Raw genomic sequence first — 21,119 nt, 5'->3', positions numbered from 1 at the left:
TCAAGATAGTTCAATTTTCAAGGCCTCTGATGCTGGATGTTGTTTATTCGGTACGGGCGCCCCATGCGATTATTAGTTTACCGCCAGAAATCACCGATTCCCTTGGTGCCTCGAGCCACTTCGAATTCATCAGATCGGGACGCCGCACAAATCTGCGCTCCGGACGTTCCTGAGCGCGCAACAATTGACCTTCCACGCGAGACTGCAGGCATCTGATCTAGCTTGAGAGCAACTTACCCGATTCAAGACCGCCATAAATCTTGAAATTTTCACGCAAAGTTGTGGCTTTGATTAACGTTTTTCTCCAGACTATCCACCCTCTTGAACCCGGCTTATTCATCCAAATCGGCGGGAAAGGTTGCGTGCGCCTGAAAGCGCTGTAAAATCAAGCTGCTAGACACGACTTTTCAGCAGCTTCGGACGCACGCATGGGTGAAACGTTACAGCCGGTCACGCCTCGGTTCAACCGCTCTCTGCGGGTCGAGTGCCGACAAGATCGGCTGACCGGTGAACCTGGGGCGGTGCTCTTGCGCGAGATCCTCGAGGCCAGCGGGATCGTGGATTGGCTGGGAGCGCGGCTGAAGGATCCTCGGCGCCAAGCGGATGTGCTGCACGACCTGCCGTCGCTGTTGCGGACCGCGGTGTTGCTGGCGGCACAGGGCTGGCGGGATCACGACGACGCCGATGCGCTGCGCCTGGATCCGGCCATGCGGTTGGCGTGCAGCTCCTCGGCCGGATTGACCCCGCTGGTAGCGGGGGCGGGACTGGCCTCGCAGCCGACGCTGTCGCGCTTCACGGCCATCATAGCACAGGCCGACAACCTGAAAGCGCTCCGTGACGGCGTGCTGGAACTCGCCGCGCGCGGGCTGCGGGCCGAGAACGGTGGACGGGAGCGCCCGCGGGTGACGCTCGACGTCGACAGCCTGCCGATCGATGTGCATGGCCACCAGCCGAAGGCCGAGTGGAACGGCCACTACAACGCCCGCATCTACCACCCGCTGATCACCTCTATCGCCGAAACCGGCGACATGCTGGACGGGCGCCTGCGGCCGGGCACTGTTGGCACCGCCGATGGGGCGCTGGACGTGGTTCTCGACGTGGTGGATCGGGCACGGGAGAGCGGCCTTTGCGGCGTGGCCATGGTGCGCATGGATGCGGGCTTTCCCTCGGCGACGCTGCTGGCAGGTCTGGAGGCGCGGAGCATCGACTATGTCGCCCGGCTGCGTGCCAACCCCGCGCTCGACCGTATCGCCGCGCCCTACATGAAACGACCGCGCGGACGACGCCCCCACAAGCCGCGCCTGTGGACCCATGTGCTGCAGTATCGGGCCGAGAGTATCCGTCTTGATCAAGCAGATTTTGGCGTCCAGCTGCGATCAGCTTTGACGAGCGCGTTTGCGGTTTCGAGGAGCTTGCGCATGAGCGTTACGATGGCGACCTTGGCGGGTTTGCCTGCCTCGCGGAATGCAGCGTATTTTGACTTGAGGTCCGGGTTGAACCGCATGGCGACAAGCTGGGACAAACCCCGCCGAGTGATCCTGATGGTCAAGGAGCGCCCCGACGATCTGCTGCTCGACCGCTTCTTCCTCGTCACCTCGCTGACCTGGCGGCAGATGGCGAGCTGCGAGGTGCTCGAACACTACCGGAAGCGCGGCAAGGCAGAGGGCCACATGGGCGAGTTGAAGGACGTTCTCGCCCCGGCGCTCTCGTCCACGAACCGCCCCAAGACCCATGTGCGCGGCCGCAAACTGCGCTCGACTACCCCGGCGATCGACGCCTTCGCCTGCAACGAGGTCCGGATGCTGATCTCGATGATGGCCTATCAGCTGATGCACATCGCCCGCCGCGCCATGGCGCGCGCCACCGGCACCGGTTGGAGCCCGCGCCGCCTGCGCGAGCGCGTCCTGCGCGCCGGTGCCAGGCTGATCATCTCAGCACGACGCATGACGTTGACCCTCTCCACCGCCGCCGCCAGCATCTGGGCCATCCTCTGGCCCGAGGTCACGGCGCTGAAATGGGCGACAGATCCGTAGTCGCGCACCCCACTGCCAACATCGCTGCGTGCTGACCCGCCCATGGGCGACCTGAACGCCTGCGCGTTCAATTGCCGAAAGCGCGCCAAACTGCCCATCCGCCACCTATATGTGCCGAAGGATGCGCCGGCCCGCCCAACTTTGCTCCCGGTGCGATGCTCAGGCCACCCAACCACCCCAGATCAGGCGGCCAAAGCGACCGCGAAGACCCCTACGGTGAATAACGTGGGTTGATGAGATGTCATTCTGTTTCATGCCGCCTAGCTAGCTTCACCCTGCCCCAAACCACCCTGTTGGACAATACCGCAATTTCATGGACGCCGACACGCACCCACCTGTTCCCTCACCACCGCATAATCCGCCAGCCACTCGAAGATTACAGACCCGTCCATGAGTTGCGGCAGGTCACCGCCACACCTGCCCGCCCCCCACCACTCGACCCACCGTCGGTAGCGCCCCCACCTTCGCGGAGGCGTTCAAGAAGATCATGGCAACCGCGAGTTCACCGATTCGAACGGTCGCCACACCCCCGGCACATCTCAGCGCCACGTCCGGCCTTTCGCCAACACCTCCCTCTCGACCGGTAGGTGTAAACGGCGATCACATCAATTGTGATGTTGCTGACGCTTCGCGGTCGTGTCTCAGAAGTGATGGAAATTTGAGGGCGGCCTAATCTCCGGGTGAACTGACACCCACCCAACCGACGGCTGCAGCAGTCGCATCAGGTGCATGGGCACAAGTGCGCCCATTTCGGCTCGCGACAGCCGGCCGACGTTCATGCCATAGTGGGCGGCGGGTGGAAGCGCCCGCTGTTCCTTGAAACCGCGAAACCTGTGAACCGGACCGGGTGCTCTGCACAGTGGTCGAGGCGTTTGGCGCTTCCCACTTAGCAGCACTCGGTCCGGGCTTCACAAGCACGCCCGCGCCTGGTCGCGCAGAACGGCATAATCGCTCAACATCCGGACGATCACCGAACCCTCGGGCAGGGCCTCGACCTCTTCAGCCGCGCGTGCCAGTTCGGCGCTGCCATACTCGACAACTGGCGGACAGGCCCCCTGCCCTTCAGAACCGCCCATCGCGCAGGCGCTGAGCGAGAGCATCCCGATCAGCGGGGCGACGTGCTGCGGCTTCCAGCATCTGGCGTTGGGTGGCAATGGTTCTCTCCCGAGTTTCGAGGCGTTCAGCGGCGCGGCCGGCACGTTCTCCAGAGCGGCGCAGGTTTAGGATCAGCAAGAGGATGGCGAGTGTCGTCAGGGCTATGATGGCCGCCCGCCGCGCCCACGGCCGGCCGAATAACCACGCCGTGAAGCCGCCCCACATCAGCGCAGCCCTTTTTGCCAGTCATCAACGCGCGCCCAAACCGCGACCGCAATGCCCGTCAGCGCGAGGGCGATGAACAGCCAGCGCAGACTGTCGAGATAGGGGATCAGCGGCAGCACAACGCCCTGTGCCTCGGTCAGCACCTGCTGCGCAACCTCAACCCCGGCTGCACCCACGGTCGCGACACCGGCCGCCCCGGTCCCACGCAGCGTGCGGCTTTCCGCCAACACCTCGCGCGCGGGTGGTGTTTCCGGCGCAAACGGCACCGCCCGGACCGGGAACTTCTCACCCCAACTGCGCGCAGGCCCCAAGTCGATATGCATGAATCCCGAGCGGGGATAATAGCCAAATCCCAGAAACCCGACCTCCCGCGCGGCCGCCTCGAACGCGACGGGATCGTGGTTCGCCATGGCGATGTCAAAGGCCGTGCCGTCCATGTGCTTGGAACGCGGCGCGCCGCCGACAGCGCGATTGTGCTCGGGGCTGCGATAGGCGGAGCGGACGATCAGCGGCTTGCCCAGCCGGTCGCGCAGCGCCTGCAGCTTGTCCAGGGCCCCGGTGTCGATCTTGAGCGCGCCGGTGCCGCGGCAGGCGATTTCGGCGGGCGAGAAGTTCGGCCAGCGCCAGAGGCCTTTCGGCACCTTGCGCCAATGGGACCAGGTCAGGATGGGCATGGGGTCCTCCAGATGGAAAAACCCGGAGGGAGCCAATCTGGCCGCAAACTCTCTCCCGTGTCAGCGGCAGCCATTGCGGGCTTGAGCGAAACTCTGCGCGACGTTTTTGCGGCTGATCGGGAGGGTATCGTGACGCGGCTCAGCAGCCTGCGGCATCGTGATCGGGGCGATCAACAGGAGAGCGAAGGCCCGACCACACCTCCGGCCGGAGATTGATGACGGCCTATGCCGGCTTCGGCGCTTTTGGCCTTCCCTGAGAGGGGTGCCAAAATGTAAGCAAGCCACATCACGTTGACATAGCGGCATTTTTTAAAGGCCGTGGTGGAGCCCCGCAAGATGAATTCGACCTTATCTCTCCTTCTGGTTTTCCTGAACCAGTTCTTCATGCCGCGCCACAACGCGCAACTGCGACTGCTGAAAGCCAGATCGCGATCTTGCGGGCCCGCATCCCGACCCAACGGATCATCCTGTCGCCTGCCGAAAAAGCCGAACTGCTGCGCATCGGGGAAGAATTCGGGCATGATGTCGACGGGCTGATGGAAGTGGCCAAGCCCGCGACCTACAAGCGCTGGCTCGCCCAGATGCGTGGTGGACGCCCCTTTCAGGCCGTGGGGCGGCCGCGCCTTACCCAAGAACTGCGGGACGTCGTCACCCGCATCGGATCTGAGAACCTCCTGTGGGGCTACAAGCGGATCGCGGGCGAGCTGAAAAAGCTGGGGCTCTATGCAGGCGCAAATTCGGTCAAACGCATCCTGAACGAGGCAGGCATCCACCCGAGCCCAGAGAGGCGCAATAAGAAGCCCGCCCTGCCGTGGGCCACCTTCATCCGGGCGCACATGGAAACCATGGTCGCCTGCGACTTCTTCTCGAAGACCGTGTTTACGCTCCGCGGGCCAAGGACGGCCTATGTGCTGATGTTCATCCATCTCGGCAGTCGGCGCGTATTCTGCAGCGCACCGACCTATGCTCCGGACTCGGCATGGGTGACCCAGCAGGCCCGCAACACTTTGATGTGGTGCGCGGAACAAGGGATTACGCCGGATTTCCTGATCCGCGATGCCGATACCAAGTTCAGCGCCAGCTTTGATACCGTCTGGACTTCAGAGGCCGCTCGGGTCATCCAGATCCCACACAGGGCGCCCGACGCAAACGCCTTCGCGGAATCGTTCATCGGCACGATCAAGCGCGAATGCCTGAATTTCTTCGTCTGTTTCAGCCGATCCCAGCTCGATTACATCCTGCGGACCTGGGTGCGCCACTACAACGTCGAGCGCCCGCATCGCGGACGGGACATCGGCAACAATGTGCTGCAAGTCGATTTCCGGCCCGTGCGTGACGGCCCGATCCGCCGCAAGCGCCAGCTTGGTGGCATTGTCACATCGTACACCCGCGATGCGGCGTGAATATCCGAGCCAAGAACGGAGAGATGACTTCGAACACATCTTGTCAGGCTCCACCACGGCAGTGAAAAAATGCTGCCATGTCAACGCGACGGGGATCGCTTGCATTTTGGCACCCCTCTCAGGGAAGACCAAAAGCGCGGTGGTCAGAAGGTCGCACCATACAGCCGCAGCAGGCGCGATAACAAAGCCTTCGCGATCCGTTTGATCTGCGCAAGCCTGTTCCGTGCGGCCTCACGACAACCGTCCAAGATCAAGGCGGGTCGTGTCGCGAAGTTGGTGGAAATTTGAAGGCGACGTAATCTCCGGGTGAACCAACACCCACCCAACCGGCGGCTGCAACCGCCAGGGAGATCACGCCATGAACCAGATTACTGACACTTCGAGTTTTGCGCTACTGGCCGGGGAGGCCGGTTTCGACCCGATTGAGGAGCGGCTGCGGATGAACGTCCGTGCGACGATCGAGGCCGTGTTCGACGGGGAACTGGCCGCATTTCTCGGCCGGCTGCGCTATGGTCGGGGCGACGGCCCGGCGAAAGGCTATCGCCACGGGCACCGCGAACGGCAGCTCACCGGCACCTTCGGGACCGAGACGGTTCGGGTGCCCCGCGCGGATTCACCATCGCCAACTATGCGGCACAGGCCTTCGGCGTCTGGCAGGATCCGGCGCAATATGGCGAAGTCATCTGGCGCTTTGCCCCCGAAGCCGCCGCGCGCGCCGCCGGGTTCAGCTTTCACCCCCGGCAGGTTCTCGAATCCCAGGCCGATGGCAGCCTGATCGTGCGCTTTCACGCGGCGGGCTGGCTCGAGATGGCCTGGCACCTCTACCAATGGGGCGACAAGGTCGAGGTGCTCGCCCCGCAAGCGCTGCGCGACATGGTGGAGGGTCATCGCAGATCGGATTTCGCCGCCATGCCGTGACCTGATTTCAAAAGGAAACAGTTGATGCCCGACAACCTGACATTTTTAGCCCTCAAGGAAAAGCAACGCGCCATCCGCGCCGGCTTTCCCGAAACCATGGGTCTGCGTGTCCACCGCGCGATCAGCTGGATCGGTCGGGCCGAGGCTTGCGACCGCGACGACGACGCGCGCTTCATCTTCCTCTGGATCGCCTTCAACGCCGCCTATGCCGACGAACGCGAATTCCAGTCGATCGCCCCAAGCGAGCGCGCGGCCTTCCTCGACTTCTTCGGGCGATTGGTCTCGCTCGACACCGAGAAGCGCATCTACAACGCGCGCGAAGGTCTCGACGGCGAGCGCGGTGATCGGTCCGACGCCCGGCATGGTCTGCAGCCGCCGTGGCATCTCCGCTTCGTTCGAAAGGGCGGTGATCTTCGCTTTCAGCGCTTTGATCCGGTCGGTCAGGTGGGCAATCTGCTCGAGGAGCATGCGGCAGATATCGCGTGCCAGATCAGGAATGTTGGCGTCGGGGTCTTCAACGACCCGTTCCAGACGAGGCAGATAACCGATCCCCTCTGGTGCGACATGGCCGAACTCGTAGAGATGCGACCGGAGCGCATTCACCGCTTCGGTGCGCTGCTTCACAAGCTGCTCGCGCGTCCGGAAGGCGACGGCACGGGCCTGCTGTTCCTGGGTCTTGGGTTCGACGAACCGCATGGTCGGACGCAATGCCGCTTCAACGATTGCTTCCGCGTCGGCAGCATCGTTTTTCTGCCGCTTCACAAACGGTTTGACGTAATGCGGTGCGATCAGCCGGACGCTGTGCCCATGGGCGGACAATTCCCGCGCCCAGTGATGCGCGCTGGGACACGCCTCCATCGCCACCTCGCAGGCCGGATGATCCGCCATGAACCGCGCGAACTGCAGCCGTGACAGTTTTTTGCGGAACACGACCGACCCGTCCGCTGCAGCTCCGTGCACCTGGAACACGTTCTTTGCCAGATCGACCCCGATAATGCTAACTTCTCCCATGGATGCCCTCTCCTTCAACTTGTGCTACGATACCACGAGTATGGCACATCACGATGCCGTCAGGATGAGAGCGGCATCCACCCCATCTCCACCCATTAAGCCATTGATTTTGTTTACGTGAACTACGGGTTCCAATCCCAATTGCTCCGGGATGGGTCTGGCAGCCAAATGTGCTCAATCATCTAGAGAGCAGGGTATGATTGCGCCGCTCTGCGGGTTGCCGCCTCGCAATCGCGCGGCTCACCATGCTGGCAAAGACCTCGACAGGTCCCCTGCCCCAGCTTGTTGACGGCCATCAGCTGGCCCAGGCCTTTTTTGGCCTTCCCTGAGCGGGGTGCCAAAATGTAGGCAAGCTCCATCACGTTGACATAGCGGCATTTTTTTAAATGCCGTAGTGGAGCCCGGCAAGATGAATTCGACCTTATCCCTCCTTCTGGCCTTCCTGAACCAGTTCTTCATGCCGCGGCACAATGCTCAACTGAGACTGCTGAAGGCCCAGATTGCGATCTTGCGGGCACGCATCCCGACGCAGCGGATCATCCTGTCGCCTGCCGAAAAAGCCGAACTGCTGCGCATTGGGGAAGAATGCGGGCATGATATCGACGGTCTCATGGAAGTCGCCAAGCCCGCGACCTACAAGCGCTGGCTCGCCCAGATGCGCGTTGGCCGTCCCTTCCAAGCGGTAGGACGGCCACGCCTCACGCAAGAGCTGCGCGATGTAGTCATCCGCATCGGATCGGAAAACCTTCTTTGGGGCTACAAGCGGATCGCGGGGGAGCTGAAAAAGCTTGGGCTTTATGCCGGTGCCAATTCCGTCAAACGCATCCTGAACGACGCGGGCATCCACCCGAGCCCGGAAAAGCGCAAAAAGAAGCCGGCCCTGCCGTGGACCACATTCATCCGGGCACATATGGAAAGCATGGTCGCCTGCGACTTCTTCTCGAAGACCGTGTTTACGCTCCGTGGGCCAAGGACGGCTTATGTGCTGATGTTCATCCATCTCGGCAGCCGCCGGGTATTCTGCACCGCCCCGACCTATGCACCAGACTCAGCATGGGTCACCCAGCAGGCCCGCAACACTTTGATGTGGTGCGCAGAACAAGAGATCACGCCGGATTTTCTGATCCGCTACGCCGACACCAAGTTCAGCACCAGCTTCGACACTGTCTGGGCGTCAGAGGGGGCTCGGGTGATCCAGATCCCGCACAGAGCGCCCGACGCCAACGCCTTCGCGGAGTCGTTCATCGGCACCATCAAGCGCGAATGCCTGGATTTCTTCGTCTGTTTCAGTCGATCCCAGCTTGATTACATCCTGCGGACTTGGGTGCGCCACTACAATGTCGAGCGCCCGCATCGCGGCCGGGACATCGGCAACAACGTGCTTCAGGCCGAATTTCGGCCCGTCCGTGATGGCCCAATTCAGCGCAAGCGCCAGCTTGGCGGCATCATCACATCCTACACCCGCGATGCCGCGTGAGGACCCTCTCGATGAAAATCTGATCCAGAAGAAGGGATAAGGGCGAAACTATCTTGCGCAGCCTCACAGCAGGCTTGAAAAAACGACATCATGTCAACGTGATGGGCCTTGCTTGGATTTTGGCACCCTTCTCAGGGAGGACCAAAAGCGCAAAGGGCGGATAGAAACGCGGTGGGCGAAATCAAGAACTTTCACCATCCGCTTGATCCTCACGATTATGCCACAGCACGCCGCCGAGCAGCCTCGTGTTTCCATTCCGAGATTATGGCGCGCGAATTCCAACGCGCCACAATTCGCTGGAATACTGCACGGCTGGCTGAGCACGGAAAACTGATCGCGAAGTTGGCGCCCTCCGGTTGCGCGCTATCAGTGCGCGCAGCGGCAGCGCGGCCAGATCATCGGCGCGCACCGAAGAAAGCGCGCCGCCATAACGCCCGATCGGCGTGCGGACATAGTCACAGATAAGGGCATCGGTGATATCGGTTTCCGGTCAGTTGAGGCTGTCAAAACCGCGCCCGTCCCGGGCAAGGCGGCGCAGCAGTTCAGGAACCTTCCAGGACAGCGGATCAAGACGGGCGAAGCCCTCGATCCGGGTCAGAAGTTCGGCAGGGCTGATCGTATCGGCATAGTGCATCAACCCCCCGTGCCAGCGCGGAAAGCCATAGCCATGCAACATGACCAGATCGATATCGGCGGGCCGGGCGGCGATGCCCTCGGCCAGAATGTGGCAGGCCTCTTCGATCATCGCGGTCAGGGCGCGGGTCTGGATTTCTTCGCTGGTCCAGTTGCGGGGGGCAATGCCCTGAGCCCGTGCCGTGTCGCGCACCAGATCCGCCACCACCGGCGAGGCACTGGCGGGTTGGCCCTGAGCGTAATCATACCAGCCCGCAGATGTCTTGCGGCCAAGGCGCTGTGCCTCTTCCACCATCCGGTCCGCGATCGGGATATAGCGAAAGCCGGGCCGGGTCTTCAGCCCAAGACGCTTGCGGTTGGCATATGCGATGTCCAGGCCCGACAGGTCCTGCACCTCATAGGGGCCCATGGCAAAACCGAATTCGCGCATTGCGGCGTCGATATCCCAGGGCATCGCGCCCTCGATCATCACGATGTCGGTGGTCTGGCGATAGCGTGTCAGGATACGGTTCCCGATGAAACCATCGCAGATCCCGGCCAGAACGGGGATCTTGCCAAGACGCTGTGCCAGCTTCAGCGCCGTGGCTAGCGCCGCATCCGAGGTCTGGGCGGCGCGGATCACCTCCAGCAGTTTCATCACATGGGCCGGGCTGAAGAAATGCAGGCCCAGAACGCGGCTGCGGTCACTGACGGGTTCTGCGATGCGATTGATGTCCAGATACGAGGTATTCGTTGCCAGAACCGCCTGCGGCGGCAAGGCCGCCTGCAGCGCGGCAAAGATCTGTTGCTTGACCGCCAGATCCTCAAAAGCCGCCTCGATCGCGATCTGCGCCGGAGGCAGGGCGTCATAGCCCACGACAAAGCGATGACGCGCCTTCTGTGTGGCCTGTGCGGCATCGGCGCTTGTGCGGCCGCGTTTCACGGCATCGGCATAGAGGCGCGCGATGTTGTCCTCGGCCCGGCGTGCGGCGTCGTCACTGGTTTCGACCGTGGTGACACGCACCCCGGCCGAGGCCAGCGCATAGGCTATACCCGCGCCCATATTGCCGCCGCCCACAACGACGGCCTGATCCACATCCACCGGGGCTGCGGCCAGATCGCGCGCCTGGACCGCAGCCCGGCGTTCGGCAAAGAACACATGGCGCAGGGCGCGCGCCTGTGGCCCGTCGCGCAGTTCAAGAAAGGCGGCGCGTTCCCGCGCCAGGCCCTCGGCCAGCGGCAGAGCCGCCGACAGGGCCACAATGTCAATCGCGCGCTGCGGTGCGACCTGCCCGGGCATCTTGCGCGCCGCCTGTTTGCGCGCGGCTTCAATCCCGGCGGCATCTGCGGCGGGTGCCTTGCGCGCCGACGTCGGCTGTGCCGCAGCCAGTTCAGACGTGGGCAGGGCAAGTGCCACGGGCAGGGTGTCTTCGGCCAGATGGTCGACAAGACCCAGGCGATGCGCCTCGGCGCCGGAAATCAACCGGCCCTGCGAAATCAGATCCAGCGCGGGGGTAAGGCCGATCAGGCGTGGCAGCCGCTGGGTGCCGCCCGCGCCGGGAATAACGCCCAGTGTCACTTCGGGAAGGCCAAGCCGGGCCGCGGGGGCGGCGATCCGCACCCGACAGGCCAGCGCAATTTCCAGCCCGCCGCCAAGCGCCGTGCCATTCAATGCCGCGATACAGGGCACGGGAAAGTTTTCGATCCGGTCCAGCACATCGGGCAGATGCGGCGGAACAGGCGGCGCGCCGAATTCCTTTGCATCAGCCCCGGCTGCGAAATTCTTGCCTGTTCCGATCAGAATCACGCGATCGACGCCCTCGGAAAGCGCGGCATCCAATCCTGCCATCAGCCCCTGCCGCACTGCCGCGCCGATGACATTGACCGGCGGATTGTCCAGCCGGAGCACGAGCGCAGTGCCGATGCGTTCAATGGTTACGGCCATGACGCAAATCCTTTCACAGATGCGGGTGAAACCCGCCCGAAACAGCGATGATTTCCCCGGTTAAAAAACGAGACTCTTCCCGGACCAGGCAAAAGCCCTCGTTCCCAATCGCAGCAGTTTCACGGGATGGTTGATGCGCGCGACGAAGAATAGGAAACTAGAATCCGGATCAATCGGGAAGAAAGCCGCGGATGATCAACTGAACATAATCCGAAGCAATCTTCTCCGCAGGATCGGGACCATTGGGACGCCACCAACGCGCCATCCAATTCAGACAGGAAATGATCGCCCGCGCTGCAAGCCGCACGTCCAATTCGCGAAACTCCCCTGCTTCGATCCCATTTCGGATGATGCCGCGCAACGTCTCTTCGTAGCCATCTCGCATGCGCTGCACGCGCATTTTTACTTGCGGATCAGTCAACTGGCTGTAGCCAACTGCCGCAGCGAAATAGAGCGGGGCGTTATCGGCGATGTGCTGAGCATGCGCCCGCGCGAAACCCTCGACACGCGAAGCAGCAGTGCTGCAGCCTTCTAGCTTTTCACGTACAAGTTCATTCAACCGGATAACCGACATTTCGACGACAGCCGAGTGGATTTCTTGTTTATCGGCGAAGAAATAATACAACGAGGCCTTCGATATTCCTACGGCTGAAGCGATATCTTGGATGGAAGTGCCGACAAAACCCTTATCAGCAAACAGCTTGGCCGCCTCGCGCAAAATTTCGGCAGCACGCGTGTCTGCATCCAAAGAAACGCGCCCACGCGCCCTTGATGGTTGCTTTATGATTTCCACCCCGGACCCTTCTCTTCACCGCCCGACGGCGCACCTACCGATTGATCGTTAAGCAAAAGATATCATCGACCGTCTGAGAGCGTCAAGGCCACCATTGCGATTCGCTGATCCACATCAAACATACACATTAGGCCATTGTTTTTATTATTTTTTTCCGAGCAACCCCGTGGAGCGCTCGCGGAAACAAACAACAAGAAGGCAACAGCCACCTCTTGCAAAAAGAAACCTGCCGATTCCGACCAGTTGTTCGGCGCGAGTTCATCGCCAAAATAATTATTATTTTATTTCCAGCCGTTAGGAAGCACCTAGGCGGCAGAAAAATATACTTGCCTACCGATCATTCGGTGATAAGTTTCTTTTGGGAAGCGGGAGGCCCACTCAGATGACCATCAACTTTGACACCGAGCCTGTGCCCAATTACATGGATCGCAGCTGCCTTGCAGGTCGTGTGTGCGCCGTTGTCGGCGGAGGGCGTGGCATAGGTCGGCAGACGCTGCACGCGCTGCGCCAGGCTGGCGCCGAGGTCATCTGCGTCGACTCGGACATGGATCGCGCGCACGCTGTGGCCGCAGAAGTGGGCGGTACCGCCCTGAAGTTGGATGTCACCACTCCTGAGAGCGTCGAGTCGATCTTCCCGGAGATCGCCCGAACACACGGCAGATTGGATGGCGTGATTGACATCGTTGGCGCGTCGTTTGGGCGCCCTGTCCTTGAGATGGATGAAGAGATTGTTGCCAAGAATTTCGAGCTTAACCTGTTCCAGGCGATGCGCGTCACCCGAGCCGCAGGCGCGTCAATGGCAAAGATGGGCGGTGGAACCATTGTGCTGATCGGGTCTGCGGCTGGCATATCGAACCTTCCCAATCAGGCGATTTATGGATCCGCAAAGGCTGCGTTACACCATTTCACGCGATACGCCGCAACTGAACTTGGTCATCTCGGGGTGCGTGTCAACGCAGTTGCCCCGGGGTACATCCGCACCGAACGGATGGTCGAAAGATTTGCGCCCGCGATCTGGGACGAGATAGCTCAAAACACCCCCCTGCAGCGTGCGGGGTACACGCATGACATCGCGGCTGCCGCGCTTTTCCTGACTTCGCGACTGTCTGATTTCATCACGGGTCAGGTTTTGGTCGCCGATGGCGGCCTGTTGAACGCGCCGCGCATCATTAGGTCATCCTCGGCGCGCCAGATAGCGGGGGTGCTGGTGAACGAATAATCGAAATTCCGCCCAGTCCGAGGAGGCGCGCTGGGCTGGAAGAAGTGACTAATAGGTCAACATAGGGGAGGAAAGAATGAAGTCAGTTAAGAAAGCCGTTCTGGCAAGTTTCTTGATGTCGGTGTCAAGCATGGCGCTGGCACAGGAGCGTACCGCGCCGATCCGCATCGGCGTGCTGACGGACATGAGTGGCGCCTACAGTCAGGCGGTCGGGCCGGGTTCGGTGATTGCCGCCCAGATGGCGGTGGAAGATTTCGGAGGCAAGGTTCGCGGCCTTCCCATCGAGGTGCTTCAGGCGGACATGCAGAACAAAGTCGATGTGACGACGTCGATCGCGCGGGAATGGATCACCAGCGCCGGCGTGGATCTCATTCTCGATGTACCGATATCGTCCGGCTCGCTAGCAGTCAATGACATCGCCAAGGACAATGATCGACTTCTGTTTTCGGCGGCAGGGTCCACCGAACTTAGTGGCACGGCCTGCAATGGCCACACGCTGCAATGGGGCTGGGACAACTATGCCATGGCGGCAACTCTCACTAACGCGCTGATGGCAGAGGGTGGCACGAAGTGGTTTTACCTCACCGCCGACTATACCTTTGGTCACGACCTTGAGCGGATGAGCTCTGAAATCGTCAAGGCCAACGGCGGCGAGGTGATCAACGCGATCCGCATGCCGATGGGCACGGTGGACCAGTCCTCCGCCGTTCTGGAGATCACCTCCTCGCCCGCCGAAGTGATCGGGCTTTCAAATGGCGGAACCGATACCCAGAACTCAATCAAGCAGTTGAACGAATTTGGCGTGGGTTCGAAAAGCGGTCACGCAGTTGCTGCTTTCGTGCTATCGCAGGCGGACGTGCGTGCAGCGGGCCTGGATGTTACCGAGGGCCTTTACGTCCCAATGTCCTTCTACTGGGACATGAATGACGAAACTCGCGCTTGGTCGAAGCGGTTCATGGAGAAATCTGGCGGCAAGCCTCCGACCTATCAACAGGCCTCAGTCTATTCGTCAGTGACGCATTATCTCAAGGCGCTCGAAACGGCTGAGAGCACCGGTGGCAGTGACGCCATCGCCGCCATGCGCAAGCTGCCGATTGACGATCCGCTGTTCGGCAAGGCAGAGCTGCGCGTTGATGGTCGTATAACCGCCCCAATGTACTTGCTTCAGGTGAAATCAGCGGCCGAAAGCAAGGGCGATTGGGACTTTTTCCATGTCGTGCGCGAGGTGCCTCCAGAACAGGTTCTACGTCCGCTGGAAGAGACCGGGTGCAGCTTGGTCGGGAAAAGCTGATCTTCCCTTCGAGCAATTTCACTGAACTGGGCCGCAGCCAATCAAGGCTGCGTGCCATACTCTAATGCCGAACAAGGCCCGCCCATGAAACGCAAATCTCTCCTCGCCAATGCGTCCGCACCTAACCTGCTATGGGCTTATCTCGACCAGGCCCTGCAGGAACGGCCCAATCAAGTCGCCCTTGTCCATTCCCAAGGCAAGTTTACCTATGCAGAGTTACACCGGGATGCCGAAGCACTTGCGCTAGGACTCCACCATCTCGGCGCAAGGGCGGGCGACACCATAAGCTATCAGATGCCGAACTGGTCGGAGACGGTCCTTATCGTGCTGGCGGCCATGCGCCTTGGCGCAATCTGCAACCCAATCATCACGATCTATCGCGCAAAAGAGACCGCGTTCATCCTATCAGATGCCGGCGCTCGCTTTGTCTTTGTGCCCAAGAGCTATCGCAAGTTTGATCATGCCGCACTGATGGCACCGCTGGCCCGGGATGCCAATGCCCAGATGATCGTCTGCCGAGGGCGGTTCGGCGACGCGCTGACCTACGAGGATGTGCTGGCGACAGGACGACGTCTTCAAGCAGAAGGTCAGGCGACCAGCTTGCCATCGGTCGATCCCCAAAGCGACGTGCTATATCTTTACACCTCGGGGACGGAAGGTATGCCCAAGGGTGTGCGCCATACCCATGCAACCATCATGAACGAGGCGCACTCGGTCATCGAGGCCACGCGCTTGGGGCCAGCCGACACGCTATTCATGGGTTCGCCTCTCACGCACATAACCGGTTTTTCCTACGCCTGCGTTGTCGGATTTGTCATCCAATCGAAGGTCTGCCTTCTGGATGTCTGGAACATTGACGATGCCGCAGACCTGATCGAGAGGGAAGCCTGTGTCTGGACGGTCGGTGCCACGCCCTTCCTGCAAGGCCTAATCGAAGATCCCGCCATCGTGCACAAAATTCGCAGCCTTCGGATATTCCGATGCGGAGGGGCGGATGTTCCACCTCATCTGATCCGGCAAGCTAACATCATCGGCATTCGCGCGATGCGGACCTATGGATGCAGCGAACATCCGACGATATCCGGCGGGGTCGACGACGATCCTGCGAAGGCTGCGACGACAGACGGCCGTGTTCATCGCAGGAACAGGGTCCGCATCGTTGATCTTGAGAACGATGACCTCATCCTCTGCGCAGGCGAGGTCGGAGAAATCCAATCCATGGGCCCTGAACTGTTCGCTGGCTATGTGAATAGTGACCTTGACACCCGCGCCTTCACCCCGGATGGCTGGTTTCGTACTGGCGACTTGGGTCGGCTGGACGCAGATGGCTATCTGACCGTAGTCGGGCGCCGCAAGGACATCATCATCCGAAAAGGCGAGAACATTAGCGCCAAGGAGGTCGAGGACCTCATAATGGAGCTACAGCAGGTGTCCCAATGTGCCGTCATTGGCGTCCCGGATGCCGATCGCGGCGAAATGATGGTGGCGGTCTGTGTCCTAGCGCCGACAGCGACGCTGGATATTTCCACGCTGACCCATCACCTCGAGCACAGCGGCATCGCACGCCAAAAATTCCCCGAACGCCTCGAAATCATCGACGAGATGCCGATGAATGCCGCTGGAAAGATCCGCAAGGTCGATCTGCGCGCCCGTTTTTCGGTTTCATCGTCGACCACCAAAACCTGACAGGAATGAAACGCATGGAACTTTTTTCACTGCCCCACATCAAAATTGAGATCGCGGATTTTGTTGCCACCGTGACTATGTCCAATCCCCCTGTGAATGCCCAGACGGACGAGACCCAGGAAGAGCTTATTTTTGCAATGGATTGTCTTAGCGACCGCGACGATGTGCGCGTTGTTGTCTTGACCGGGGAAGGGCGCACCTTCTGCGCGGGCGTCGACATCAAGGCGCGTGCGGTCAAGGAATGGGCCGAAGGCACGCGCCGGCAGAACCAGCGAACTGCGCGCGAGAGCTATCATGCTGTGCGTGAATGCACCAAGCCCGTGATCGGCGCGATAAATGGTGCGGCCTTGGGCGCCGGTCTGGCGATTGTTGCCTCCTGCGATATTCTCATTGCTTCAGAACGTGCCACACTCGGCCTTCCCGAGGTGACGGTCGGTTTGATGGGCGGATGCCGCCACGCGATGCAGCTCTTCGGGCGTTCGTGCGTGCGCCGAATAATGTTAACGGGCGACCGGATCGATGGTGCAGAACTTTATCGCCTAGGGGTTGTCGAAGCCTGTGTGCCGCACGACGACCTTCTTTCCACCGCTCAAGAGATGGGCCGACGCATCGCCGGTTACAGCCCGCTGGCGACGCAGTTGGCCAAGCAGTCGTTGAATACCATCGAGCAACTCAGCCTTCGTGATGGCTATCGTTACGAACAGGAAATGACGATCCAATTGGGCAAGACCGAAGACTCGAAAGAGGCCATGGCGGCTTTTCGGGAGAAGCGAGCACCGGTCTTCACCGGTCGCTGAACCACTTTAACAGCGGATAGGACCAAGACATGGAAATCGCCCTTGATGCCCAACGGACAGCTTATCGCGAAAAGGCGCGTGACTGGCTTGCGAGAAACATTCCCCCGAACTGGAAGAACGGGGGCCACTGGCCGCCGTTATCGGAGGATAATGAGGAAGCTTGGCTGATAGACTGGGAGCGCAAGCTTTACGCGGCCGGATATACTGGGATTTCGTGGCCTAAAGCCTATGGCGGCCAGGGTCAGGATCACCTTGCCGACTTTATCTTCAACGAGGAACTCGGCCGGCTGCAGGCGCCGGAAAGTATCAACGTCATCGGTAGGGAGTTGGTGGGACCAATTATGCTTTCGGTGGGAACCGAGGCGCAGAAGGCGCATTACGTGCCTCGCATCCTTAAAATGGAAGATATCTGGTGCCAAGGGTTCTCAGAGCCCAACGCCGGATCGGATCTGGCGTCGATCAAGACCCGCGCAATCCAAAATGGCGACCGCTGGGTAATTAATGGACAGAAGATCTGGACGAGCTACGCCCATTTCGCAACCCACTGCATCCTGCTGGCGCGTACCAACATGGAAGTGTCGCCATACCAAGGGATGTCGCTGTTCATGGTGCGGATGGATACGCCCGGCATCGATGTGCGTGCCATCCCGCATCTGGGTGGCCAGCGCCACTTCAACGAAGTGTTTTTCACCGACGTCGAGGTGGACGGCGCGCAGATGATAGGGCCAATCCACGGTGGCTGGAAGGTCGCGGTGGAAGTCTTGGGATTTGAACGAGCGACGACCCGGCTTTATCGTCAGGCGCGGTTCACCGAGGAGCTTCGCACGCTTGCCGCTTTGGTGCGAGACGATAACCGTTCGACAGCTAATGGCGCCAAGGATGAAATCGGAAAGATCGCCGCTGAACTTGAAATCATGCGTTACCACAACCTCCGTTTCATCAGCCGATTGCATGAAGGCGCGCGCATCGGTGAGGAAGCAAGTTTTCTAAAGCTGTTCTGGAGCCAACTGCATCAGCGGATAGCGGGCCTTGGCCTGACCCTTCTGGGAAGCGAGTTCAACGCCAACACCCCCATCGCCGAACAGTTCCGCCGGATCTATTTCCGCGCCCGCGGCGAGACGATCTATGCTGGCAGCTCCCAGATTCAGCGCAACATTCTGGCTGAACGCGTCCTCGGACTGCCGCGCGGCGAAAGGAGAATGAAGACATGAATTTCCTCTACTCCATGGAACAGCGGCTTCTGAAGGACACCGTCCAGGAAGCCTTGCTTAGTATTACAAATGACAAGGCTCCGGAAATATTGGCTGGCCTCGAGGTGTTCAGTCTGATGGTTTCCGAGGACCGTGGCGGAAGCGGCCTCGGGCTAGTTGAAGCCGCTATTGTGGCCGAGGCAGCAGCGAAAACCGGCCTGTCGTTACCGTTGTCCGCCACCATCCTGCTGGCCGATCCGCTAGCGCAGTTGCGCCCCGATGTGGCTGAGATGATTTTCAAGGGCGAAGCCCTTGTTGACATGGCGACCGCTGGAACGCTGACACTTGAGGCTGGCCGGCTTCGCGGTCGCTTGACTGCAAAGAACCTCAATACGATTCATTGGCTTGCTGCCCATGTTTCAAACGGTGAAGTTGCGCTGTTAGACGCTGACAAGCTTTCTGGAGCAGCGCTTCAGCCCGTTGAACTTGGTGAAACGGCGGTGTCGCTGGACATTGATGTCGGCTCTGATGAAGCTTTTTTGGTTCGGGTGCTAGACCATCGGGACCAGCTATCGGTCATGTATTGCGCCGAGCTTCTGGGCGCCGCGACACATGTCTTCGATCTGTCGATGGCGTACCTCAAGGACCGCAAGCAATTTGGCCAACCGATTGGAACGAACCAAGCGCTAAAACATATTGCGGCGGACACGTTCATGACCCTTGAGAATGTTCGCGTCGCTGTGGAATACGCGGCGGCTGCGTTGGATGCCGTGCGAAACTCGCCCCACGATGAGGCGCTTGCAGATCAAGCGCGAGACGCCGTTAACGTGATGCTGGCCTATGTGCCTGCGACGACACGCGAGATAGCAGAGACAGCGGTGCAATTACATGGCGGCATCGGCCTGACCTGGGAGTATGAACTGAACGGTTATCTGCGTCGGATCATTCGCCTCGGCATGACTTTGGGTCAGGGCTCTGAGCAACGCCTCGCTCTGTTTAAAGGGCTGCTTCCAGGTTCGGAAGCCAAGCTGAAATCTATGCCGGGAGCAGAGAAAACCAAAAGGATGATATCATGACCGCACAGTATGAGCAGGCAGATCCGACGGTGAGGCTATTCATCCAACACGAGGTACCGCAGGTTATTTTTTCCGAGGGAGGTTGGAATGAAGGCCCCTGCTACTTTCCAGCTTTTCGGACATTAATCTGGTCAGACATTCCGAACGACCGCCTCATGCGCTTTGACGAGATCGCGGGCAACGTGCATGTGTTCCGGCCCACGTCCATGCATGCGAATGGAAATACAATCGACAGGCAAGGCCGGTTGATAACCTGCGAGCATGGCGCCCGTCGTGTGACGCGAACTGAATTTGACGGAAGTATCAGCGTTCTGGCTTCAACTTACGACGGAAAGCGACTCAATAGTCCGAATGATGTGGTTGTGAAATCCGATGGCAGCATATGGTTCTCGGATCCGACCTATGGCATTGACAGTGACTATTTCGGCCATCGCTCCTCTCGCGAACAATCCGGCGCACATGTTTATCGCATTGCCGCAGACGGTAGCCCCCCTGAAGCGCTTGTCACCACTATGAGGCAGCCGAACGGGCTTGCGTTTTCTACAGATGAAAGCCGACTTTATGTCGTTGATTCCGCCCGCACAGGTGGCCCGGATCTACCCTGCCATATACGCCGTTTCGATGTCGCGCCGGAAGGCGCGCTGATCGACAGAGGCATAGTGGCGGAAGCGACTGTGGGTCTGTTCGATGGAATCCGTATCGATGACGAAGACAGGATCTGGGCCGGCACCGGCGAAGGGGTACATTGTCTTGATCCGCAAGGACGTTTACTTGGCAAGATCCTAACTGGCGAGCCGGTGATTAACCTGTGCTTCGGCGGACCCAAGAGGAACATTCTATACATGTGCACGCCGCGCAGAGTGCTGCGTTTGCCCGTCAGGGCACGAGGGCAAAACGCCTTCCAACCGCTGATTGGGGGCCAATCATGACGCAACAGCAGCTCCGAGACCGAGTATTCCTTATCACGGGTGCCGCACAGGGAATCGGGCGGGCCATCGCGCGGTTGTTTGCCTACGAGGGCGCCCAGCTTGCGCTGCTCGACCGGAATGCTGGTGGATTGCGTCAGATCGCCAGCGAAACTGCAAGTTTGGCTCTTGAATGCGATCTTTGCGAGCCAGATTCAATTGCACGAGTGGTAGAGTTTGCTGTTGCTCGGTTCGGCCGGCTTGACGGACTGATAAATGCAGCTGGCGTCCATGCGGCCGGTTCGGTCGGGCAAACTGATATTGGCCAGTGGCGGGCAGTCATGGCGGTTAATCTTGATGCACCCTTCTTGGTATGCCGCGCCGCAGAACCGCATCTGCGCCGTTCGAAAGGTGCTACTATTGTAAACATCTCGTCCGGCACAGGACTACAACCATTTGCCAACCGTTCTGCCTATGCGACGTCAAAGGGTGGGCTGATCACCCTGGGCAAGGTTCTTGCGATGGAATTTGCGCCTGACATCCGGGTGAACACGATTTGCCCCGGTCTCATCGACACGCCAATGGCGGCTGCCCTGCCTTACCACAACGATCTGGGTGCGATAACGCAACGCTATGCGCTGAAACGCATTGGGCAACCCGAAGAGGTCGCGCAAGCGGCACTTTATCTGAGTTCTCCGGCGTCTTCCTATATTACCGGCGTCACCCTGGCGGTTGACGGCGGGCGAACTTACCACTGAGCGGCGATGGG

General features: G+C 60.2%; 18 protein-coding genes and 2 pseudogenes. 13 read left to right on the top strand and 7 right to left on the bottom strand.

Annotated elements, in window-relative coordinates; all coding sequences use genetic code 11:
• Nucleotides 1–428 precede the first annotated feature (428 nt).
• Nucleotides 429–2,033 (top strand): IS1380 family transposase, encoded by a 1,605-nt coding sequence (locus tag ACK8OU_RS16635; RefSeq protein WP_410304533.1) that lies wholly within the window; start codon nucleotides 429–431, stop codon nucleotides 2,031–2,033.
• A 908-nt stretch (nucleotides 2,034–2,941) separates the two neighbouring features.
• Here ACK8OU_RS16635 and ACK8OU_RS16630 read toward each other — a convergent pair.
• From ACK8OU_RS16630 to ACK8OU_RS16620, 3 genes are all read right to left on the bottom strand, one after another.
• The gene (locus ACK8OU_RS16630; RefSeq protein ID WP_410304532.1) at nucleotides 2,942–3,187 is read right to left on the bottom strand and encodes a hypothetical protein; all 246 of its coding nucleotides are present in this window, start codon (nucleotides 3,185–3,187) and stop codon (nucleotides 2,942–2,944) included.
• Nucleotides 3,188–3,352: 165 nt separating this feature from the next.
• Nucleotides 3,353–4,027 (bottom strand): YcbK family protein, encoded by a 675-nt coding sequence (locus tag ACK8OU_RS16625; protein ID WP_410304531.1) that lies wholly within the window; start codon nucleotides 4,025–4,027, stop codon nucleotides 3,353–3,355.
• Between the two features lie 170 nt (nucleotides 4,028–4,197).
• Nucleotides 4,198–4,413, bottom strand: coding sequence for a hypothetical protein (locus tag ACK8OU_RS16620; protein WP_410304530.1), 216 nt, complete (start codon nucleotides 4,411–4,413; stop codon nucleotides 4,198–4,200).
• 48 nt (nucleotides 4,414–4,461) lie between these two features.
• Here ACK8OU_RS16620 and ACK8OU_RS16615 point away from each other — a divergent pair, with 48 nt between their 5' ends.
• From ACK8OU_RS16615 to ACK8OU_RS16605, 3 genes and pseudogenes are all read left to right on the top strand, one after another.
• Entirely contained in the window at nucleotides 4,462–5,430 is a 969-nt protein-coding gene (locus ACK8OU_RS16615) for an integrase core domain-containing protein (protein WP_410304529.1), read from the top strand.
• A gap of 358 nt (nucleotides 5,431–5,788) precedes the next feature.
• A pseudogene (locus ACK8OU_RS16610) lies at nucleotides 5,789–6,040 on the top strand (transposase); the annotation flags it as partial.
• An 8-nt stretch (nucleotides 6,041–6,048) separates the two neighbouring features.
• Entirely contained in the window at nucleotides 6,049–6,348 is a 300-nt protein-coding gene (locus ACK8OU_RS16605) for a WCX domain-containing protein (RefSeq protein WP_410304535.1), read from the top strand.
• 45 nt (nucleotides 6,349–6,393) lie between these two features.
• On the opposite strand, the gene ACK8OU_RS16600 is transcribed toward ACK8OU_RS16605, so the two are convergent.
• Nucleotides 6,394–7,359 (bottom strand): IS110 family RNA-guided transposase, encoded by a 966-nt coding sequence (locus ACK8OU_RS16600; protein WP_410304528.1) that lies wholly within the window; start codon nucleotides 7,357–7,359, stop codon nucleotides 6,394–6,396.
• A 409-nt stretch (nucleotides 7,360–7,768) separates the two neighbouring features.
• On the opposite strand from ACK8OU_RS16600, the gene ACK8OU_RS16595 reads away from it, so the two are divergent.
• Entirely contained in the window at nucleotides 7,769–8,836 is a 1,068-nt protein-coding gene (locus ACK8OU_RS16595; RefSeq protein WP_410304527.1) for an integrase core domain-containing protein, read from the top strand.
• 355 nt (nucleotides 8,837–9,191) lie between these two features.
• On the opposite strand, the pseudogene ACK8OU_RS16590 reads toward ACK8OU_RS16595, so the two are convergent.
• From ACK8OU_RS16590 to ACK8OU_RS16580, 3 genes and pseudogenes are all read right to left on the bottom strand, one after another.
• Nucleotides 9,192–9,314, bottom strand: a pseudogene (locus tag ACK8OU_RS16590) (3-oxoadipyl-CoA thiolase); the annotation flags it as partial.
• A 12-nt stretch (nucleotides 9,315–9,326) separates the two neighbouring features.
• Nucleotides 9,327–11,393 (bottom strand): 3-hydroxyacyl-CoA dehydrogenase NAD-binding domain-containing protein, encoded by a 2,067-nt coding sequence (locus ACK8OU_RS16585; protein WP_410304526.1) that lies wholly within the window; start codon nucleotides 11,391–11,393, stop codon nucleotides 9,327–9,329.
• Nucleotides 11,394–11,562: 169 nt separating this feature from the next.
• Nucleotides 11,563–12,186: a TetR/AcrR family transcriptional regulator gene (locus tag ACK8OU_RS16580; RefSeq protein ID WP_410304525.1), complete on the bottom strand. Its 624-nt coding sequence runs from the start codon at nucleotides 12,184–12,186 to the stop codon at nucleotides 11,563–11,565.
• A gap of 382 nt (nucleotides 12,187–12,568) precedes the next feature.
• On the opposite strand from ACK8OU_RS16580, the gene ACK8OU_RS16575 reads away from it, so the two are divergent.
• The 8 genes from ACK8OU_RS16575 (at nucleotide 12,569) to ACK8OU_RS16540 (ending at nucleotide 21,108) form a co-directional block, all read left to right on the top strand.
• Complete coding sequence (locus ACK8OU_RS16575) at nucleotides 12,569–13,405, top strand: SDR family NAD(P)-dependent oxidoreductase (RefSeq protein WP_410304524.1); 837 nt, start codon at nucleotides 12,569–12,571, stop codon at nucleotides 13,403–13,405.
• Between the two features lie 76 nt (nucleotides 13,406–13,481).
• Nucleotides 13,482–14,696: an ABC transporter substrate-binding protein gene (locus ACK8OU_RS16570; protein WP_410304523.1), complete on the top strand. Its 1,215-nt coding sequence runs from the start codon at nucleotides 13,482–13,484 to the stop codon at nucleotides 14,694–14,696.
• Nucleotides 14,697–14,780: 84 nt separating this feature from the next.
• The gene (locus ACK8OU_RS16565) at nucleotides 14,781–16,382 is read left to right on the top strand and encodes an AMP-binding protein (protein WP_410304522.1); all 1,602 of its coding nucleotides are present in this window, start codon (nucleotides 14,781–14,783) and stop codon (nucleotides 16,380–16,382) included.
• 5 nt (nucleotides 16,383–16,387) lie between these two features.
• Entirely contained in the window at nucleotides 16,388–17,179 is a 792-nt protein-coding gene (locus tag ACK8OU_RS16560) for an enoyl-CoA hydratase/isomerase family protein (RefSeq protein WP_410304521.1), read from the top strand.
• A gap of 29 nt (nucleotides 17,180–17,208) precedes the next feature.
• Nucleotides 17,209–18,390 carry an acyl-CoA dehydrogenase family protein gene (locus ACK8OU_RS16555; protein ID WP_410304520.1) on the top strand — a complete coding sequence of 394 codons (1,182 nt, stop codon included), beginning with the start codon at nucleotides 17,209–17,211 and terminating at the stop codon, nucleotides 18,388–18,390.
• On the top strand, nucleotides 18,387–19,445 hold the full coding sequence (locus ACK8OU_RS16550) for an acyl-CoA dehydrogenase family protein (RefSeq protein ID WP_410304519.1): 1,059 nt from the start codon (nucleotides 18,387–18,389) through the stop codon (nucleotides 19,443–19,445). The genes ACK8OU_RS16555 and ACK8OU_RS16550 overlap by 4 nt, the downstream gene beginning before the upstream one ends.
• The gene (locus ACK8OU_RS16545) at nucleotides 19,442–20,374 is read left to right on the top strand and encodes an SMP-30/gluconolactonase/LRE family protein (RefSeq protein WP_410304518.1); all 933 of its coding nucleotides are present in this window, start codon (nucleotides 19,442–19,444) and stop codon (nucleotides 20,372–20,374) included. The genes ACK8OU_RS16550 and ACK8OU_RS16545 overlap by 4 nt, the downstream gene beginning before the upstream one ends.
• Nucleotides 20,371–21,108 (top strand): SDR family NAD(P)-dependent oxidoreductase, encoded by a 738-nt coding sequence (locus ACK8OU_RS16540; RefSeq protein ID WP_410304517.1) that lies wholly within the window; start codon nucleotides 20,371–20,373, stop codon nucleotides 21,106–21,108. Before ACK8OU_RS16545 ends, ACK8OU_RS16540 begins: the two co-directional genes overlap by 4 nt.
• Nucleotides 21,109–21,119: the final 11 nt, after the last annotated feature.

The sequence above is a fragment of the Pontitalea aquivivens genome (genome assembly GCF_046507575.1).
Taxonomy (GTDB): domain Bacteria; phylum Pseudomonadota; class Alphaproteobacteria; order Rhodobacterales; family Rhodobacteraceae; genus Pontitalea; species Pontitalea aquivivens.
This window is presented reverse-complemented; position numbering and strand designations above follow the sequence as displayed.

Coding starts and splice junctions, on each gene's coding strand:
- ACK8OU_RS16560 (WP_410304521.1), top strand. CDS start 16,388: ATGAAACGCATGGAACTTTTTTCACTGCCCCACATCAAAATTGAGATC.
- ACK8OU_RS16585 (WP_410304526.1), bottom strand. CDS start 11,393: ATGGCCGTAACCATTGAACGCATCGGCACTGCGCTCGTGCTCCGGCTG.
- ACK8OU_RS16620 (WP_410304530.1), bottom strand. CDS start 4,413: ATGAAGAACTGGTTCAGGAAAACCAGAAGGAGAGATAAGGTCGAATTC.
- ACK8OU_RS16565 (WP_410304522.1), top strand. CDS start 14,781: ATGAAACGCAAATCTCTCCTCGCCAATGCGTCCGCACCTAACCTGCTA.
- ACK8OU_RS16555 (WP_410304520.1), top strand. CDS start 17,209: ATGGAAATCGCCCTTGATGCCCAACGGACAGCTTATCGCGAAAAGGCG.
- ACK8OU_RS16595 (WP_410304527.1), top strand. CDS start 7,769: ATGAATTCGACCTTATCCCTCCTTCTGGCCTTCCTGAACCAGTTCTTC.
- ACK8OU_RS16625 (WP_410304531.1), bottom strand. CDS start 4,027: ATGCCCATCCTGACCTGGTCCCATTGGCGCAAGGTGCCGAAAGGCCTC.
- ACK8OU_RS16550 (WP_410304519.1), top strand. CDS start 18,387: ATGAATTTCCTCTACTCCATGGAACAGCGGCTTCTGAAGGACACCGTC.
- ACK8OU_RS16570 (WP_410304523.1), top strand. CDS start 13,482: ATGAAGTCAGTTAAGAAAGCCGTTCTGGCAAGTTTCTTGATGTCGGTG.
- ACK8OU_RS16545 (WP_410304518.1), top strand. CDS start 19,442: ATGACCGCACAGTATGAGCAGGCAGATCCGACGGTGAGGCTATTCATC.
- ACK8OU_RS16540 (WP_410304517.1), top strand. CDS start 20,371: ATGACGCAACAGCAGCTCCGAGACCGAGTATTCCTTATCACGGGTGCC.
- ACK8OU_RS16575 (WP_410304524.1), top strand. CDS start 12,569: ATGACCATCAACTTTGACACCGAGCCTGTGCCCAATTACATGGATCGC.
- ACK8OU_RS16600 (WP_410304528.1), bottom strand. CDS start 7,359: ATGGGAGAAGTTAGCATTATCGGGGTCGATCTGGCAAAGAACGTGTTC.
- ACK8OU_RS16635 (WP_410304533.1), top strand. CDS start 429: ATGGGTGAAACGTTACAGCCGGTCACGCCTCGGTTCAACCGCTCTCTG.